Source organism: Anaerotaenia torta (assembly GCF_050433395.1).
Classification (GTDB): domain Bacteria; phylum Bacillota; class Clostridia; order Lachnospirales; family Lachnospiraceae; genus Mobilitalea; species Mobilitalea torta.
On sequence record NZ_JBNPXH010000013.1, the window covers coordinates 150,705 to 170,003 of the forward strand.

A 19,299-nucleotide genomic window follows, 5' to 3' on the forward strand; every position below is an offset into this window, starting at 1 on the left:
GCTTCATAGCTAACATCGTTCAATATGAACACAGATAACTAGGAGGATATTTATGATCAGAATTTTTAAACATCTCAAATTCCGGGAATGGCTGATGGCATTGTTCAGCTTGATTTTTGTGGTGGTACAGGTCTGGCTGGATTTAAAATCACCGGAGTATATGTCGGAAATCACCATGCTGGTGCAGACACCCGGCAGTGCAATGGGCGATATCTGGCTTGCGGGAGGAAAAATGCTTCTCTGTACCCTTGGTAGCCTGGCGGCAGCTATTATTGTCGGCTTTTTTGCCGCGCGGATTGCCGCGGCATTTTCCAGACGTCTGCGCAGCCTGCTCTTTAGTAAGGTGGAAGCCTTCTCCATGGAGGAAATCAACCGCTTTTCCACGGACAGCCTGATTACCCGCTCTACCAATGATATCACCCAGGTACAAATGCTGATTACCATGGGATTAATGCTGATTATCAAAGCGCCCATCATGGTGGTGTGGGCGATCACCAAAATCGCCGGGAAGGGCGTTGAATGGAGTATAGCCACAGGCACGGCGGTTGCGGTTATGGTTGTGATGGTTGGGTTTATCATGATCTTCGTTATACCAAAGTTCAAGAAAATGCAGCTGCTGACGGATAATATGAACCGGGTCACCCGTGAGAATCTGACGGGGCTTCGCGTGGTGCGTGCCTATAACGCCGAGGGCTATCAGGAGAAGAAGTTTGAGAAGGCCAACGGGGAGTTAACCGATACTCAATTATATACGGGCCGGGCTATGGCGGTCATGTCGCCGGTCATGACGATGATTATGAGCGGGCTCTCCCTGGCGATTTATTGGATCGGAGCTTATCTTATTAACGCGGCGCAAATGATGGATAAACTCACCGTGTTTTCTGATATGGTGGTGTTTTCCAGCTATGCGATGCAGGTTGTTAGTTCATTTCTGATGCTGGTGATGATCTTCATTATGCTTCCCCGTGCCAGTGTTTCCGCCAGGCGTATTAACGAAGTGCTGGATACGGAGCCTTCCATATTGGATGGAACCCGGACAGAAGGAGTTCCCGGTTTAAGGGGGGAGGTTACCTTCCGGCATGTGGGCTTTAAATACCCGGATGCGGCGGATTATGTTCTGCAGGATGTGAGCTTTACCGTGAAGCAGGGGGAAACCATTGCCTTTATCGGTTCTACAGGAAGCGGTAAGTCAACGCTGATCAATCTTGTGCCGCGGTTCTTTGACGCGACCGAGGGAGAGATTCTGATTGACGGTGTGAACATCAGGGAATACACCCAGGAAGCCCTGCACAATAAAATCGGGTATGTGCCCCAGAAGGCGGTTCTGTTCAAAGGCTCGGTTTCCTCTAACGTGGCATACGGGGATAACGGCGGAACCGGTTTTTCTGAGGAGGAAATAAAGAAAGCCGTCGCCATCGCACAGGGTACGGATTTTGTGGAGAGTATGGAGGGCGGCTATGAGGCGGATATCGCCCAGGGCGGCACCAATGTATCCGGCGGGCAGAAACAGCGCCTTGCCATTGCCCGTGCGGTTTGCCGCAGACCGGAAATCTATATTTTTGACGATTCCTTTTCCGCCTTGGATTATAAGACGGACCGGATTTTGCGCAGCGAGCTGAAAAAAGAAACTGCCGGTGTGACCAGCATGATTGTGGCCCAGCGGATCGGTACGATTATGGATGCCGACCAGATTATTGTGCTGGATGAAGGCAGGGTTGTGGGCAAGGGCAAGCACAGGGAATTGCTGCAGAATTGCCAGGTATACAAAGAAATTGCCATAAGCCAGTTAAGTGAGGAGGAGCTTGCGTCATGAGTGAACAAAGAGAGAGAAGAAGGCCCATGGCCGGCGGCCCGATGGGACCCGGAGCCGTTGAGAAGCCGAAGGATTTTAAGGGAACCTGGGGCAAGCTGATCGCCTATTGTAAAAGGTATCTGCCTGCGGTGGTTATCGCCCTTGTTCTGGCGGCAATCGGGACAGTGCTGCAGATTGTGGGGCCGGATAAGCTGAAGGAAATGACCAACGAGATGATGAAGGGCCTGCCCGCGCTGGTGAACGGCGTTCCGGTTGCCGGAGCCATTGACCTGGACGCGGTGAAAAGGATCGGCCTCTGGCTGGTGATGTTTTATGCCGGCTCGGCGCTGCTCAGCTTTATTCAAAGCTATATGATGACAACGGTAACACAGAAGCTCAGCAGGAATATGCGTACCGGAATATCACAGAAAATCAACAGGCTTCCCTTAAAATATTTTGACAGGGTGAGCTATGGCGATGTTCTCAGCCGGGTAACCAATGATGTGGATACCATCGGACAGACCATGAACCAAAGCATCGGAAGTCTGGTGACCTCCGTCACCATGTTTGCAGGATCGGCATTTATGATGTTTTATAATAACTGGATCATGGCGCTGACGGCTATTGGGTCCAGCGTCCTGGGGTTTGTTTTCATGGGCGTTATCATGGCAAAATCACAGAAATATTTTGTTCAGCAGCAGGATGGGTTAGGCGTCGCCAATGGTCATGTGGAGGAGGTTTATTCCGGCCATAATGTGGTAAAGGCTTATAACGGCGGCAAGGAAGCCAAGGGCTTTTTTGAAGAGGTGAACGATAGTCTGTATGAAAGCGGCTGGAAGAGTCAGTTCATGTCCGGCTTGATGATGCCCATCATGTCATTTATCGGCAACTTCGGCTATGTAGCGGTCTGTGTCGTGGGTGCGGCATTGGCAATGAACGGAACCATCCGCTTCGGTGTGATTGTAGCCTTCATGATGTATATCCGCCTGTTCACCCAGCCTCTTTCTCAAATCGCCCAAGCCTTTCAGAATCTTCAAAGAACGGCAGCTGCCAGTGAGCGTGTATTCGAATTCCTAGGAGAGGAAGAGCTGTCAGATGAGAGTCAAAAAGAAAAGCGACTTGCCAATGTGAAGGGTGATGTGGAATTTCGCCATGTGAAATTTGGGTATACTCCTGAGAAAACCATTATCCATGATTTTTCGGCTAAAATCGGAGCCGGGCAGAAGATTGCCATCGTCGGCCCCACCGGTGCGGGAAAAACAACCATGGTCAATCTGCTGATGCGTTTTTATGAGCTGGACAGCGGTGAAATCCTTCTGGACGGCACCCCCATCAGCCAGGTGCCCAGGGAGAATGTACATGAGCAGTTCTGTATGGTGCTGCAGGATACCTGGCTTTTTGAGGGCACCGTCAAGGAGAATATCGTCTATTGCAAGGAGGGCGTGACAGACAGTCAGGTGGTTGCCGCCTGCAAAGCGGTGGGACTCCATCACTTTATCCGAACCCTGCCCCAGGGGTATGACACGCCGTTGAACGATAAGGCCAACCTTTCCCAAGGGCAGAAACAGCTTGTTACCATTGCCAGGGCCATGCTTCAAAATGCTCCGATGCTGATTTTGGACGAAGCCACCAGCTCGGTGGACACCCGTACGGAAATCCTGATTCAGGAGGCCATGGATAAGCTGACGGTAGGCCGCACCTCCTTCGTCATCGCCCACCGTCTGTCCACTATCAAAAATGCCGATCTGATTCTGGTAATGAAGGATGGGGATATTATCGAAAGCGGTAATCATAAGGAACTGTTGGAAAAGGGCAGCTTCTATGCCGAGCTTTACAACAGCCAGTTCGAAGCCGCCGCGTAGGGCGGGTGATATCTTTGTTTGCCAAAGCGGGGTATTTTTAGACACGATTTCTTATATGGAACAGCAGCTTTAGGAAGCTGCCGGTTTTGCTTATCATACTCTTGCCCAGAGCTGGACCCTGCGGCGGAGATTGAGGCAGACCGGCAGTTTTTTAGGGAAAAAATAAAAATTATGTAAGATTTAGAAACTTTTACTACCCACTTTATTTACATTAAGCTATAATGTAAATAATAGAATTTATGAGGAGGAAAATCGATGAATATCTCACAAGTATTACAATTTGAAGGGCCGGTAGACTCATTGGTATGGAAAAACCCAATCGAATTTTGAGGATTTAGTTACAGCATATAGAAGTTAAAATGAAACAAATAAGAACCTGTTAAAAGATAAATAAAAATGTAACAAGAGTCAGGCATCAAGAGTTACGGGAAGTACATTTAATTCTGTACTTCCCATTTAATGATATTCCCATAAAAGTATTAAAGCAAAACATGGCGCAGGTCTTTCCCTTACCTTAAAGGAATACCTGGAATTCAGAATAGCCAGCGGTTGAATGGAATATTACGGAACAATTTCAAAAATAGTACCCTGATTAAGATCAGCCACTCTCGTAGAGCCATAGACCCCTAAATATAGTTTGGTCTGATCCAGATTAGCCCCCAAGCTGACATAATAAGCTGCCTCAGACCCAAAATCATAATCAGTTTCAATAACACTAAAATCTTCGGGTCTGCAATCAATTCTTGCCCGGGTATAAGCCAGAACACCTCTAACCGGCGACGGAGATCCCTCATTCCGGGCCAGATCGGTAAATACAATGCTTCCCGTTAAATCGGGAATTTCACTCCCCATATAGGGATGGACACCGGTAAGTGCGGTTGCTTCAAATTTATCGGGTCGGGAATCTTCATGAAAATAGCTGATGAGAGGAGGAAGGCGCCGGGGGAAAATTTCTGCTGCTTCCTCATAATAAGCAAATATTTTCTCATTCAAAGCCGGATTGGCAGAGCAGCTTTGAAGGATCGAAGTAGGAAAAGCACCTTCCCATCCTCGCCAGCCAAAGTTAACAAGTCCTTCTTGATCAGACTCGGTTTCCATGGAAGAAGATTGCACGAGCTCAGTAACAGGTATTGCTTTATAATTAATAAATGAAAAAATCGATTCGACCAGATCCTGTCCGACATCTCCTACATATTTGATATACTGATTATAAAATCTTTGAAAAGAAATGCCCGGTATATTGCGGACCCCTTTGGCAATAACCCTAAGCGTTTCCTGAATGGCTGCGGGAAGCTCATCAAAACGTGTGACGACGGGGGGAGTATCATAAAATGTATTTCCAGTGATATTGATTTCAATTATTTTACCGGCGATTTCCATATCATCCTGACTTAAATTAAAGGGATCATAGCCTGATCCGCCATCGCCGGTTGTTAGAATAAGGTTTCCTGTTTCAGGAGAAAAGTTTAAGCTATTAACACCATTGTGGTTTAAAAATGGTCTTCTTATATTAAGTAATGTCCTTCGTTTTTGAGGTTGAGCATCTGATGGTAAAATCCATTCCTCCACGGTATCAATATGATCATATTGAATTTCCCGATCAATCCATTTGAGATTTAAGGTTGCGGGGTCACAGGGATTAGGTTCAAAGGAGCCAGGAAGAGCACCCGGACCCTGTGTTCCGGCGACCGAATAATGAAGATAAAAGAGGCCGTTATAGTAAAAACCGGGGTGAAACGCTAGTCCAAGCAATCCCCGTTCATCATATCCGCCGGAGGAAGCACCCAGTTCAAGGACCTGCGGGCGGATATCTAAAAAAGTCTCTATCACTCCGTTTCCCATATAAAAAATCTCTCCCACTTGAGTTGCAATAAACAATCTCTCTATTGTATCGCCCGGCAGCAGAGCTGTCTTTAAAACGGTGGGCAGATTTATATCGCTTATCAGCGGCCATAAATTAACTTTTACTTTTACCAATGTCTTTCCCTCGTTCTTGCTGACTTTCTTTTATAAAATATGATTAGAACTATTTTATTAGTACTAAATTCAAGCGGTCATTGCATTTGACGAGGTATCTGATGATGGATTATGATTTTATAGCCCAACGTAAATAGATACAGAAAGATATTTTTGCATATTAGAAAAAACTGTGATATTATAAGTTTACTAAAGAAGTGGAAGGATTTGCAGTGGCATAGCTTATCCTGTGACGTTAAGAGGACAGCCGGATACTTGAATAACAGATATTAAGATCCCTATATATATAGCTTGGAATAAAGCAAACTGATCAAGAAGGAAATGCTGTAGATGAAAAGAATCATAATCAGCGGCTATAGTGATTTCAGTTAGGTGGTACAGCAGGCTATGGACATAAGAATCTATGAATATTTTGTGAAACCGGTTGCAGTAAATAGGCTTATGGCAGCGATGAAAAATTCAATCGCAGTGATTGAACAGGAACGGAAATTATCGCTTTCATAAATAATAGAGCAGAAAAAGTAACTTGGGATCAATATGGCAGCAAGTGCCTTTTATGCGATTCTGTTTTAGTTTAAAGCGCAATATATGGATATAAAAATGGATCGGGTGCAGCATCGGAAAGGTGCAGCATCTTGAAAGTGCGCCCGCAGGGGAGGGGAGTGAAGGAAACGCGGATATCGTTAATTATGCTGCATTTAAAGAATTGATCAACAAATTGGGGAAAAGCAAATGAGAAGGAGGTTATCTAATGGGAAAAGGAAAGAAATCAAGAAATCAAATGGGGAGTAAGAAAGAAAAGAAGCATTTTATCCGTAAAAGGTTATTAGGTTTGCAGATTGCTTTATCAATCGTGCTGTTTGTCGTAGTCCTGACGGTGGTGCAGAGCGGTATTGCTCTGAGATCCATGAATCAAAGCACGGATTATGTTCTGAAATCATCCTTGTTTGACATGGTACAGGAGACAGCCCTGCAGATTGAGACACAGATGAAGTATTACATAAACGAGGCCCGTGCCGTGGGGAATTCCTTATGCCGTGAAGAAATGACGGAACAGGATAGAAAGGATACCCTTTCCTTCACCCAGGCAAGATATGATTTCTCTAAAATCAGATTTTTAGATGCCAATGGAAGTGAGCTTTTTGACAAGAAGGATTATTCGAAGCTGGAGCTATTTCAGGAGGCTGTAAAAAATGGAGCGGCCGTATCGGATGCAATTCTGGAGGAGGAAGCCTCTGAGACCAGGAAATACACCTTTCAAATAGCGGTGCATGTCATCAAGAATGCCCTGCCCAGCGGCTCTCTTCAGGGGGTGGTATTAGCGGATTCGGGACGTGATACCTTAGGGGATATGGTCAGCAAAATTGAAATCGGAGAGCATGGCCGTGCGTTCATTATGAATAAGGAGGCCGAAATCATCACAATATTTGACAATAAAGAGGCTTCCGGGATTAATACGCCGGAGACCTTTGATAAAAATAATGTTCCCGACGATTTGAAAGCGATTTATGATCATATGGTTGCTATGGAGCCGGGGCAGATGGATATTGGGAGCTATGTGGATAAGAAGACCGGTGAGACAATCTATATCGGCTATACCCCGATACAGAATACCCCCGGCTGGAGTGTGGGCATTTATGCGGTAAAAAGTGATTTCTTCGCAGAGAGCAACAGAATGACGAAGCTGAACTTACTCCTTGCCGCAGTCTTCATTTTAGTAAGCCTGGTTACCGGCCAATATATTTCCGGCATCATCATAAAACCCATTAAAAAGCTGACCCATAAGATTAATAAATTTGCCCGGCTGGATTTAACTAAAGGGGAAGGGGATATCAAGCTGGCCAAGCGTATCGATGAGATCGGTGTCATGAATAACGGAATAGAAGAGATGCGCAGCAATCTCAATAAATTCATGAAGGAGATTTATGATACCTTCCGGATGATCAATGAGAATGCCGAGAAGCTGGAAGGAATCGCGCATCAGACCTATGCAAGCTGTGAGGACAACTCCTCTACAACCCAGGAGCTGGCAGCGAGCATGGAAGAGGCTTCTGCGACAATAGAAGGAATCAAAGAGGATATCTTCAGCATCTCCCATAGTATCAGCGAGGTGACGGAAAAGTCCTCAGCCGGTAAGGAGCTTGCGGAGGAGATCCGGGAGAGAGCCGATATCGTAAGGTCCTCTAATACCAAGAAAACAGAACATGCGAATGTACTCTTTAACGAGGTCAAAGAAAAGTCCGACGCCGCTTTGTTACAGGCGGAAGGGATTAACAAGATTGACGAGCTGACCAATATCATTAAAGAGGTGGCCAGCCGGACGAACCTCCTGTCATTAAATGCGTCCATCGAAGCGGCGAGAGCGGGCGAGCATGGAAAAGGCTTCGCTGTTGTTGCAACAGAGATCCGCCAGTTATCCAACACGGTCAGTAAGACGGCGGATGAAATAGAGAGCATTATCAAGCAGACGATTTTGGCGGTAGAGGGTCTTGCAGACTGTCTCGGTCAGTCCATCCGCTTTATCGAAGGCACCGCCATCGAAGAGCTGAAGGAAATTGTTGTTACCAGCGGCCAATACGGCAAGGATGCCCAGGCAATCAAGGATATGCTTCTGACCATCAATGAAGCGATGGAAGCGCTTAATACAATCACATTGCAGATGACGGAATCCGCTGCAGGCATCAATACAATCATGGAGCAGACCGCATCCGGCGTTACGGACATCGCAGAAAAGACCTCCGGTGTTGTGAATATGTCCAATGAAACCAATGTACTGGCAGAAAAGAGCATGGATAGTGCCAGACGTCTGAAGGACATTGTTGAGAAGTTTCAATTGGATAACGCATAGGGGTTGTATGAGATAGAGGCTGCATGGAATAGAGGCTGTATGGGATAGAGGCCGCATGGGACAGAGGCATCATGGAGCAGAGATATAAAAATAAAGGAATGGTGTTCAGGGGGTAATATGTATAAGGTTTTTTTGGTAGAAGATGAGTTTGTGGTAAGGGAAGGCATCAAGAACAATATACATTGGGAAGAGGAAGGCTTTCGCATCGTCGGAGATGAAAGCGACGGCGAATTGGCTTATCCTATGATATTAAGAGAGCAGCCGGATATTCTGATCACGGATATTAAAATGCCGTTTATGAACGGCCTGGAATTAAGTAAGCTGCTAAAGAAGGAGCTTCCCCAGTTAAAAATAATCATCATCAGCGGCTACAGTGATTTCGGTTATGCCCAGCAGGCCATTGATATCGGCATTACCGAATATCTTCTGAAGCCGGTCACATCAGATAAGCTGATGACAGCGGTTAAGAATGCGGCGGCAGTGATTGAAAAGGAGAGGAAAGACCAACAGATACTGGAGGAGTACCAGCTTTTGATCTATCAGCAGCAGGGTAAAAAAAGAAAGGATTTTTTTAATGCATTGGTCAGCGGAAATATGACCCTTTCCCAGATCATTCAGCAGGAAGAGGAGCTGGGAATCAATATGGTGGCAAGTGCCTTCCGCATAATGCTGTTTCAGTTTAAAGCCCAGGAAGACATGTATGAGTACTCCAATGAAGTAGTACAATGCGAAGGAAGAATGCAGGAGGTCTTAAGGGAGTATTCCGGCATAAAGGTTTTTGAGCGCAGTATGGATGGCTGGGCATTTATCCTCCTGGGGGAAAATGAAGAACAGATTGAAGCGCTGACCCGGGAATTATGCAAGCTGTTAAGAGAGATCAGCGGCGGCAAGGTACATTATTTTGGGGGAATCGGGAGAGTCGTTCATCGTGTCCGAGACCTGCGTCAATCCTTTCTTGATGCCAACCGGGCTTTTTCCCCGCGTTATTTTGAACGGGGAGATCAGTTCTTATTCTACAGCGATGTGCGCAATATAAAGGACCAGATAGGAAAATGGAGCAATGTCAGGGAGCTGAATCTGGAGAAGCTGGATCGCAGCCTCCTGGATGATTTCTTAAAGAGGGGCACCCTGCAGGACGTGGATGAATTTGTGGATCAGTATTTTGAAGGACTGGATGCCAATGCAATGAGCTCGGCCCTTTTCCGGCAGTATATCATGATGGACGGATACTCCGCTATCATGAAATTCCTGAAGGAGCTGGAGTACTCAAAGGAAAAGATCGATAACAGTTTTAAGAATAGCAGGGATATTAACGAACAGCTTACCAGCAAAGAGGATTGCTGTAAATTTTATAAGACCATCCTGAAGGAAGCAATCGATCTGCGGAACCGGAGCAGTCAGAAAAAATATGCCGGACTCATAGAAAAAGCCAAGGAATACATCCATCAAAAATACTCCATGAGTGATCTTACCCTGGATAAGGTGGCGTCAAAGGTGAATATCAGCCCCAACTATTTCAGCTCCCTGTTCAACCAGGAAACCGGGATGACCTTTATCGAGTATCTTACGGATATCCGCATGGAAAAAGCAAAGGAATATTTAAGATGTACGGGGAAGAAGATAACAGAGATCGGATTTTCAGTTGGCTATCTGGATTCCCATTATTTCAGCTATATTTTTAAAAAGACACAGAATTGCACACCGTCGGAATACCGATGCAGGGGAATGGTGAAGGATGATGACGAATGAAAAACAAATTAAATACCCGCTGCGGTTAAAGCTTATCCTGGTAGCTGCCATCATCATCATTCCGATGATTATTCTCTCCGTATACCAGATTACGGCTCTGCATAATTACAGCACGGCATATGATACCATTGTGCGCAGGATCACGGAAGCTAATAATTATAATCTCAATTTCAAGGAAGAGATGGACGAAAGCATGTATAAGATTGTGGTGGAAGCAGAAACTTTCGAATCCATTGATAATAATAACGATCTGAAGAATCCGTATGACCTCATTGCAGCGGCGAGAATCAATTTTTCCAAGCTGCGGGAGATAACCACCAGCCGGGAGAGCCTGGGCTGGATTAAACGCATCCTGCTTAACCTCGATACCCTGGAGGACAGGATCAACGAAATACGGGATAATCTGGAGCAAACCGGTCATTATGAGGAAAATATCGCAATGCTGGAATCGGACATCTATATTCTGACGGAGCTGTTTCAGGAAGAGATCCAGTATTATATCTATTACGAAACCCAGAATTTTGAAGCGATCCGCCAGAGCCTGAATGAACAGGTGGCAAAAGTGATTTTTACCATGATCGTGGCCCTGGCATCCATTATGATCGCCTCCTTTCTCATGAATATCATATTAACGGACAGCATCACGAAGCCCATAAGGATGCTTTGTGAAAAGACTGCCCTGGTGGCAAAAGGCGATTTTACGACACGGACCTCCTGTGAGAATCACGATGAACTATCCGTGTTATCCGACAGCTTCAATGACATGGCCATGAAATTGGAACAGCAGGTGAACAGCATAAGGCAGGAACAGGAAAATCTGAGAAATATGGAATCAAAGCTTTTACAGGCGCAGATTAATCCTCATTTTCTGTATAATACCCTGGATACGATTATCTGGCTGATCGAGGGAAACAAGAATAAAGAGGCGATTGATATCGTGGTATCCCTGTCTGAGTTTTTCCGGATCGCGGTGAGCAAGGGAAGGGACTTCATATCGATCCGGGAAGAGGAAATACATATCAAAAGCTATCTGCAGATACAGCAGTCACGTTATTGTGATATTCTGGATTATGAAATTGTGGTCCCGGAGGAGCTGTATCAATATCAGATATTGAAGCTGACCCTGCAGCCCCTGGTTGAGAATTCCTTGTATCATGGAATTAAAATGTTAAGGGCCAGAGGAAAAATAACAGTGACCGGAGAACGGCTGGGCGAGGACATCTATTTCCGGGTAATTGATAACGGAGTGGGGATGGAGGAAGAGAAGCTGAAGGAGCTGAGAAAGGCAGTGGAACTGCCGGGCTGCGAGCAGAGCGCCGGGTTTGGACTGGCTAATGTCAACAAACGGATTAAGCTGAATTATGGCAGTGACTACGGCCTGGATATCCACAGTAAAAAGGGAGAGGGTACCGTTCTAACCGTAAGGATACCGGTGCGTCTGCCAGGGGAGCGAGGAGGAATATGAATAAAAAACTTATCATTATCTTAGTGGTTTTTCTGGCGATTCCGATTGTCCTTGTAAATTGCAGCTTAAGACCTGTAAAAATCCAACAGTATAATGAAAATGACAATTCAGAGGATATGGCCTCGGATTTGATTGTAGTTGGTTTTTCACAGCTCGGTTCAGAATCCGACTGGCGTACGGCAAATACGAAATCCATCCAGAACGCGCTCACAGAAGAAAATGGCTTCTCTCTAATCTTCAGCAACGGAAGACAGAGGCTGGAGAACCAGATTAAGGATGTGCGGAGCTTTATCTTCCAGGAGGTGGATTATATTGTAATCGCACCGGTGACAGAGACCGGATGGGATACGGTGCTGCAGGAAGCCAAGGAGGCCGGTATTCCGGTCATCCTTGTAGACCGTATGATCGATACCAGTGACGACAGCCATTATATCGCAAGCGTGGGCACGGATAAGTATGAAGAAGGGCAAAAAGCCGGGCAATGGCTGGAGCAATATCTGGATACAAAAAGCGGAGATGGTTCGGATGATGTCAATATTGTCATACTGGAGGGCACCTTAGATTCAACGGCCCAGATTGGACGGTCAAAGGGCTTTCAGGAAGTAGCGGACCGGCACGGCAACTGGAAGATCCTTGCCCAGGAAAGCGGTGATTTTACAAAAGCAAAGGGCAAGGAGGTCATGGTAAAATATCTGCAGGAGTTTGAGGATATTGATGTGCTGGTTTCCCAGAATGACAATATGACCTTCGGCGCAATAGAGGCAATCCAGGAGGCTGGATTAACCTGCGGGGTGAACGGGGATATCACGGTCATTTCCTTTGACGCGGTTTCGGAGGCCTTTGACAAGATGGAGCAGGGCCTGATCAATGTGGATATCGAGTGCAATCCCTTGCAGGGGCCGCTGATCGCAGAGATCATCGAACGTCTGGAAAAGGGAGAAACGGTTGATAAAATATCCTATGTGGAGGAAAAGGTCTTTGAAGCGGAAAATGCCGCCGCAGACCGTATCGGACGGAGCTATTAGGAAAAAAACAAACAAAATTCATAGAAATCTTAACCATAAAACAACAAAAGTGGAAGTACAGGAAAAATAAATACAAACTCAGGAAAAATCTCCGTATTTTTATTCCGGTAAGTCGAATATACTTGTGCTTACAAAAAAAGAAAACTCAGTATTCTGAGTTGAAAATGGAGGAGATATCTATGAAGAAATTGATTTCATTGGTTCTGGTATTTGCACTGGTGTTCTCCCTTGCGGCCTGCGGCAGCAAAGGCAGCGAGACTTCGGGAAAATCAAGCAGCAAAAAAGTGGTGGTTGGTGTTGTGCAGACCAACGCCAACGAGTCGGACTGGCGTACGGCAAACACAAAATCCTTCAATGAGGCGTTCCAGAAAGCGGGCTTTGAGACAAAGATGGTCTTTGGTGAGGGTGACCATGCAAAGCAGATTTCCCAGGCACAACAGCTCATTCAGGAAGAGGTTGACTATCTGGTTGTCTTAGGACTTCAATCCGCAGGCTGGGAGGATGTGGCAAAGGCTGCCAAGGAAGCGGGCATTCCCCTGATTATGGCTGACCGTAAGCTTGAGCTGCCGGAGGATCTCTACACCGCAATGGTGTGCTCCGATTTCGAGGCCGAAGGGAAAAAGGCTGTGGACTGGCTTAAGAAGCAGGCAATTGACAATTGCAAGATCGTCGTTCTCGGCGGTGACACAGGCTCCTCCGCTCAGCTGGGCCGCTCCAAGGCAATTGAAGACGGCGCTAAGGAAAACGGCTGGGAGATCGTATTCAACCAGAATATGAAGGGCTGGGACGAAACTCTTGCAAAGCAGGCGGTTGCTGATCTGATCGCTGCCGGAACGGAATTCAATGTTGTTTATGCTGAGAATGACAATATGGCCCGCGGCGCCTGTGACGCCATGGATGCCGCCGGTATTACATACGGCAAGGACGGCAAGGTAAAGGTTATTGCCTTTGATGCCAACAAATGGGCGCTGGAGAAGGTTCTCGCAGGCCAGTTCAACCTTGATGTAGAATGCAATCCTCTTCATGGTCCCCGTATTGTAACCCTTATCAATAAGCTTGAATCCGGAGAGAAGGTCGAGAAGGATGCCTATGTTGATGAGGAAATGTTTGACTGTGAAACCATCACAAAAGAGATTGTTGATGCACGTTCTTATTAATCCTTAAGTTATTGTTTAAAATGCGCGGCGCCGAGTAAGCGGATATTGATCCCCAATTCCAGCACCGCGCATTTATCATATCGTTACAGCAGGTTCTGCGGCAGGGAGGAGAGCGAGTTTCTCCTTCCCGCGCAGGCTATGCTGTAACATCATACCTGAATGGAGGTTTGATAATATTACTATGCAGAATGCAGTACTTACAATGCGGGGCATTTACAAAAGCTTTCCCGGCGTACGGGCCTTACAGAATGTAAATTTCACTTTACGTGAGGGCGAGATCCACGCTCTGATGGGAGAAAACGGCGCCGGAAAGTCAACCTTAATTAAGGTTTTGACGGGAGTATACCCTAAGGATGCCGGGGAAATCTATATGAAAGGAATTCAAAAGCCGATTTCGATCAAATCTCCCCAGGAGGCCCAGAAGCTTGGGATAAGCACCGTGTACCAGGAGATCACCTTGTGTCCGAATCTGACGGTGGCTGAAAATCTGTTTATAGGCAGAACCAATGATTTCATTGTGAATTGGAAGGAGCGTAACAAGAGGGCGGAAAGCATTCTGGAGGGTCTTGGGATACCGGTTAATCCGACGCAGCAATTGTCCAACTGTTCCATAGCGGTTCAGCAAATGGTGGCGATTGCCCGGGCGGTTGATATGGATTGTAAGGTGCTGATCCTTGACGAGCCCACCTCATCCCTGGATGAACAGGAGGTTGCCAAGCTCTTTACATTGATGCGTGAACTCAAATCCAGAGGGGTAGGTATTATATTTGTCACCCATTTCCTTGATCAGGTGTATGAGCTGTGCGACAAAATTACAGTTTTGCGCAATGGCGAGCTGGTGGGAGAATATGAGATTAAGGACTTACCCAGGGTGGAGCTTGTGGCCAAAATGATGGGCAAGGAGCTTGGCGAGCTGGCTGAGATACATAATGAGGAGCAGCAGGGCATTGGTGACTTGAAGGAAGCTGTAATCGAAGCGGAAGGGCTTTCAAGCACATCAGGAATCAAGCCGTTCCGTTTTACTGCGTACAAGGGTGAGGTAACGGGCTTTGCCGGGCTGCTGGGGTCAGGACGCAGCGAGTGCGTACGTGCAATCTTCGGAGCAGACCGGATTGTAAAAGGTACCTTAAAAATCAAAGGAAAGAATGTGAATATAACCTCACCGGTCAAGGCCATGAAGAAAGGAGTCGGATATCTTTCCGAGGACCGGAAGCGGGACGGAATTATTGGCGATTTATCCGTCCGTGATAATATCATTCTGGCGCTCCAGGTCATGAGAGGCTTTTTCCGGCCCTTTACCAAGGCCCAGGCCCAGGCCTTTGCCGATGAATATATCAGCCTGCTGGGCATAAAAACAGCTTCGGCAGATACTCCCATCCATTCCTTATCCGGGGGGAATCAGCAGAAGGTGATTCTGGCCCGTTGGCTGCTGACGCATCCTGATTATCTTATTCTTGACGAGCCTACCCGGGGAATTGATATCGGCACAAAGGTGGAAATTCAAAAACTGGTGCTGAGGCTTGCCGCCGAGGGGATGAGCATCACATTTATTTCCTCTGAGATTGAGGAAATGCTGCGCACCTGTTCCAGGCTGATTATTATGCGTGACCTGTATGTGGTGGGAGAGTTAAAGGGTGAGGATATGACCCAGGATAAAATAATGTATACGATAGCGGGGGGAGTAAGTCAAAATGAGCAGAAACAGTAATCCATCTGATACAGGCCGCTCTGCATCGGTTCTTAAAGCATTGACCAGGCATCGATTATTTATCCCCATTGTGTTTCTTGCCTTTCTTTTATTGATTAATATATTCATTAATCCAGGCTTTCTAAAAATCAGCTTTGGCAGGGACAGCTTGGGGAACCCTGTCCTGGTAGGAAATTTGGTCAATATTCTGAATAACGCCACGGAGCTGGTCATACTTGCCATTGGAATGACCCTCGTTACGGCATCCTCCAGAGGACAGGACATCAGCATAGGCGCTACAGTCGCCATCGTCGGCGGGGTAATTATGCGGGTTCTTTGCGGGACGGAAACACAGCCTGCCCAGTTGCATGCACCGGTCATCGTTGCCCTCTTACTGGGCTGTCTTGCCGGAATGGCCTGCGGAGCTTTTAACGGCATTCTTGTTTCAAAATTCAATATACAGCCCATGGTAGCAACCCTCATACTCTTCACAGCAGGCCGGTCCATCGGCTCCATGGCCATGGGAGGACTGAAACCCAAAGCGGCCAGTTCCTTCCGGTATTACGGCAACTTTATTCCGGGCTTCCCAATTCCGGTGCCGATCCTCATTACGATTGCCGTTATTGGAGTTACCTATCTCGCGCTGAAGAAAACGAATCTTGGTCTGTACACCAAGGCGGTGGGCATGAATGATAAATCCTCAAGTCTGAACGGGCTTAATCCCTCGCTGATTAAGTTTTTGACCTTCGTCATTTTGGGCTTTTGCGTCGGGATCGCCGGTTTCGTTCAGTCCAGCAGGGTGCAGACGGTGAATCCGTACACCATCGTGCCCAGCATTGAAATGGATGTGATATTGGCAGTCGCCCTTGGAGGCAATTCTCTTGGCGGCGGCAAATTTAATATGGCAGGCTCGATTATCGGAGCCTATACCATCCAGACTCTGACCTCAATGCTGACTACCCTGAATGTCAACACTAACGCCGTGCCTGTCTTCAAAGCGGTTATTATCATTGTGCTTGTGGCAATCCAGACACCGATGGTCAAAAGTCTGTTCAGCAACAAGATGATAACTTCAAAACGGGCTGCGGATAACGGAAAGGAGCGGGGCTAGATGCGGAATTTAAATAAGGCTGGAGGAAATAAAGTGCAAGGAAACAAGGCTGCCGGAGTTGTTCAGAGCAGGTTAAAGCGCAGGGAGCCTCTGACGGATACCGCCTTCCTGCTGACCATTACAATTTCACTGTTTATTGCAATCTATGTGCTCTCCATTCTCTTCCTTGGAGATAAAGGGTTCAGCAAAATTCAGATGTTTTTTAACCTCTTCAACGAAAATGCCGCGCTGATCGTCATTGCCTGCGGACTTTCGGTCGTTATGATAACCGGCAGCATTGATATCTCCGTAGGCGGTTCCACCGCACTTATTTGTACGGCTTGTATCGTTTGCCTTAACAATTATGGCTTTAACTTTTTTACAGCCCTTATGCTGGCTCTGGCAATTGGCCTCTTATTTGGTGCGGTTCAGGGATTTCTTGTCGCGTATCTGGAGATGCAGCCCTTTATCGTTACCCTGGCAGGCATGTTCCTGGGCCGGGGGCTGGTTGCCCTGATCGAAGTCAATCAGATACAGGTTGATAATGCGGGTTTTGAGAAGCTATCGGGTGCACGGATCATGATCCCTTTTCTAGGCGATATCAATAAGAAGGGAATTTTAATTCAGTCAAAGCTGGAATACGGCGTTGTGGTAGCGCTGATTATTGTCTGCTTCATGTTTTGGCTGCTGAAGAAGACGAAGCTGGGACGCAGCTTCTACGCTGTGGGCGGGAACTCCCAAAGCGCCCTGATGTTAGGGATAAACATCAGAAGAACTAAGTTTTATGCTCATTTGCTCTGCGGTCTGCTGGCAGGGATCGGCGGGTTCCTGTACCTTTTCCACACCCGGTCCGGCTCGGTTCAGCAGGCGACGGGGCTTGAGATGGACGCGATTGCCGCATCCATTATTGGAGGAACCCTGCTTACCGGCGGTGTGGGTAATATCTTCGGCACTTTATTCGGCGTATTGGCAAGCGGGATCGTATTGCTGGTGGTCACCGCAATCGGAAGCCAGGATCCATGGTGGCCGCAGATCACACGCGCAGCGATGCTCTGTTTCTTTATTGTACTTCAGAGTGTCATTTGCTCCCGGAAGAGGAAATAGGCAGAGGTAAGAGCTCCTCCATATCATATGGCAAGGAAAAAACAGGAATTGACCGCGGGTCAAAATCAGTGGAGAGCGCTGGTTTTGACCCGTAAAATTTGTTTGCGGAAAAAGCTTACTGGAAGCCGTTGACATTAGAAATATTTGAGGTATAATCTTTATATATCATCGAAGACGAGAGCAAGGCCGCACTTACGATTGATAAAAGATTAACAATCTGGACAAGGAGATACTATGGGACAAAATTCTTACAATCCGTATGAAACAGCACAGCTTCAATTTGACAATGTAGCGGACAAGCTTGATTTGGATCAGGCAACCCGTCAATTGCTTCGTCAGCCCAGCCGTGAATATCATTTCACAATTCCGGTAAGGATGGATGACGGATCGACAAAGGTATTTAATGGTTACCGTATTCAGCATAATGATGCCAGGGGACCGGCAAAGGGAGGAATTCGCTTCCATCCCCAGGAAACTGTTGATACCATCAAGGCACTTTCCATGTGGATGACATGGAAATGCGCGGTAGTAGATATTCCTCTGGGAGGAGGGAAGGGCGGCGTGATTTGTGACCCCCATAATCTTTCCTTGGGTGAGCAGGAGAGATTATGCCGCGGTTATATCAGACAGCTTTCCAGAAACATGGGACCCATCTCCGATGTACCCGCACCGGACGTTATGACCAATGGGCAGCATATGCTCTGGATGATGGATGAATACGAAGCGATTCACGGCGGACATTATCCGGGAGCCATCACCGGCAAGCCGGTGGGAATGGGCGGTTCTCTGGGACGTAAGGAAGCCACTGGCTATGGCGTGGTTTATACCTTAAGAGAGGCCTTGAAGGCACTGAATATTGACATAACAACCAGCACAGCCAGCATTCAGGGCTTCGGTAATGTCGCGGAATACGCGGCACGCCTTTATACCAGCCTGGGCGGCAAGCTTGTGGCTGTTTCCTGCTGGGACAATAAGGATAAGAAATCCTACACCTTCCGAAAGCTCCAGGGGCTTGATATCGAAGAGATGGTCAGCATCAAGGACAGCTATGGAACCATTGATAAAGAGAAGGCCCGGGAGCTTGGATGTGAGGTTCTTCCCGGTGAGGACTGGATTGCCCAGGAGGTGGATATTCTTCTTCCCTGTGCCTTGGAGAATCAGATTACACCGGCGGCCTTTGACCGAATCAGCAGCAAGGTAAAGGTAATATGCGAAGGCGCCAACGGTCCGACCACACCGGATGCGGATGAATTGATTAAAGCAAGAAATATTTATCTGATTCCTGATTTCTTATGCAATGCCGGCGGCGTTACCTGCAGCTATTTTGAGCAAATCCAATGCAATATGAACTATTTCTGGCCGAAGGAGGAGGTTCTGGAGAAGCTGGATTTCAAGATGACCAGCGCCTTCCATGCGGTACATAGCCTTGCATCAGAAAAAGGCTTATACATGCGGGATGCCGCATATGTAATTGCCATTAATCGTGTGGCGGATGCAGTAAAGCTTCGAGGATGGGTGTAATAGTCCTTTTCTATTCTTAAGT

The 19,299-nt window shown here is 47.0% G+C and carries 12 protein-coding genes; 11 read left to right on the forward strand and 1 reads right to left on the reverse strand.

The window, feature by feature from the left end; all coding sequences use genetic code 11:
• Positions 1-52: 52 nt before the first annotated feature.
• Together HNQ56_RS19830 and HNQ56_RS19835 are read left to right on the forward strand one after the other, a co-directional pair.
• Positions 53-1,813, forward strand: coding sequence for an ABC transporter ATP-binding protein (locus HNQ56_RS19830; RefSeq protein ID WP_429149720.1), 1,761 nt, complete (start codon positions 53-55; stop codon positions 1,811-1,813).
• Positions 1,810-3,654 (forward strand): ABC transporter ATP-binding protein, encoded by a 1,845-nt coding sequence (locus HNQ56_RS19835; protein ID WP_429149722.1) that lies wholly within the window; start codon positions 1,810-1,812, stop codon positions 3,652-3,654. The genes HNQ56_RS19830 and HNQ56_RS19835 overlap by 4 nt, the downstream gene beginning before the upstream one ends.
• Before the next feature lie 561 nt (positions 3,655-4,215).
• Here HNQ56_RS19835 and HNQ56_RS19840 read toward each other — a convergent pair.
• Complete coding sequence (locus HNQ56_RS19840) at positions 4,216-5,631, reverse strand: PQQ-dependent sugar dehydrogenase (protein ID WP_429149724.1); 1,416 nt, start codon at positions 5,629-5,631, stop codon at positions 4,216-4,218.
• 751 nt (positions 5,632-6,382) lie between these two features.
• Between HNQ56_RS19840 and HNQ56_RS19845 the strand changes: the two genes are divergently transcribed.
• From HNQ56_RS19845 to HNQ56_RS19885, 9 genes are all read left to right on the forward strand, one after another.
• A complete protein-coding gene (locus tag HNQ56_RS19845) occupies positions 6,383-8,479 on the forward strand; it encodes a methyl-accepting chemotaxis protein (protein ID WP_429149726.1) in 2,097 nt (698 codons plus the stop codon).
• A 117-nt stretch (positions 8,480-8,596) separates the two neighbouring features.
• Positions 8,597-10,228, forward strand: coding sequence for a response regulator (locus tag HNQ56_RS19850; protein ID WP_429149728.1), 1,632 nt, complete (start codon positions 8,597-8,599; stop codon positions 10,226-10,228).
• Complete coding sequence (locus tag HNQ56_RS19855) at positions 10,215-11,693, forward strand: sensor histidine kinase (RefSeq protein WP_429149729.1); 1,479 nt, start codon at positions 10,215-10,217, stop codon at positions 11,691-11,693. Before HNQ56_RS19850 ends, HNQ56_RS19855 begins: the two co-directional genes overlap by 14 nt.
• A complete protein-coding gene (locus tag HNQ56_RS19860) occupies positions 11,690-12,718 on the forward strand; it encodes an ABC transporter substrate-binding protein (RefSeq protein ID WP_429149732.1) in 1,029 nt (342 codons plus the stop codon). The genes HNQ56_RS19855 and HNQ56_RS19860 overlap by 4 nt, the downstream gene beginning before the upstream one ends.
• Positions 12,719-12,897: 179 nt before the next feature.
• A complete protein-coding gene (locus HNQ56_RS19865; protein WP_429149735.1) occupies positions 12,898-13,875 on the forward strand; it encodes a substrate-binding domain-containing protein in 978 nt (325 codons plus the stop codon).
• A 181-nt stretch (positions 13,876-14,056) separates the two neighbouring features.
• Positions 14,057-15,583 (forward strand): sugar ABC transporter ATP-binding protein, encoded by a 1,527-nt coding sequence (locus tag HNQ56_RS19870; RefSeq protein ID WP_429149737.1) that lies wholly within the window; start codon positions 14,057-14,059, stop codon positions 15,581-15,583.
• Positions 15,567-16,673, forward strand: coding sequence for an ABC transporter permease (locus tag HNQ56_RS19875; RefSeq protein WP_429149739.1), 1,107 nt, complete (start codon positions 15,567-15,569; stop codon positions 16,671-16,673). The genes HNQ56_RS19870 and HNQ56_RS19875 overlap by 17 nt, the downstream gene beginning before the upstream one ends.
• Before the next feature lie 33 nt (positions 16,674-16,706).
• On the forward strand, positions 16,707-17,756 hold the full coding sequence (locus HNQ56_RS19880) for an ABC transporter permease subunit (protein WP_429149741.1): 1,050 nt from the start codon (positions 16,707-16,709) through the stop codon (positions 17,754-17,756).
• 234 nt (positions 17,757-17,990) lie between these two features.
• A complete protein-coding gene (locus tag HNQ56_RS19885) occupies positions 17,991-19,277 on the forward strand; it encodes a Glu/Leu/Phe/Val family dehydrogenase (protein WP_429149743.1) in 1,287 nt (428 codons plus the stop codon).
• Positions 19,278-19,299: the final 22 nt, after the last annotated feature.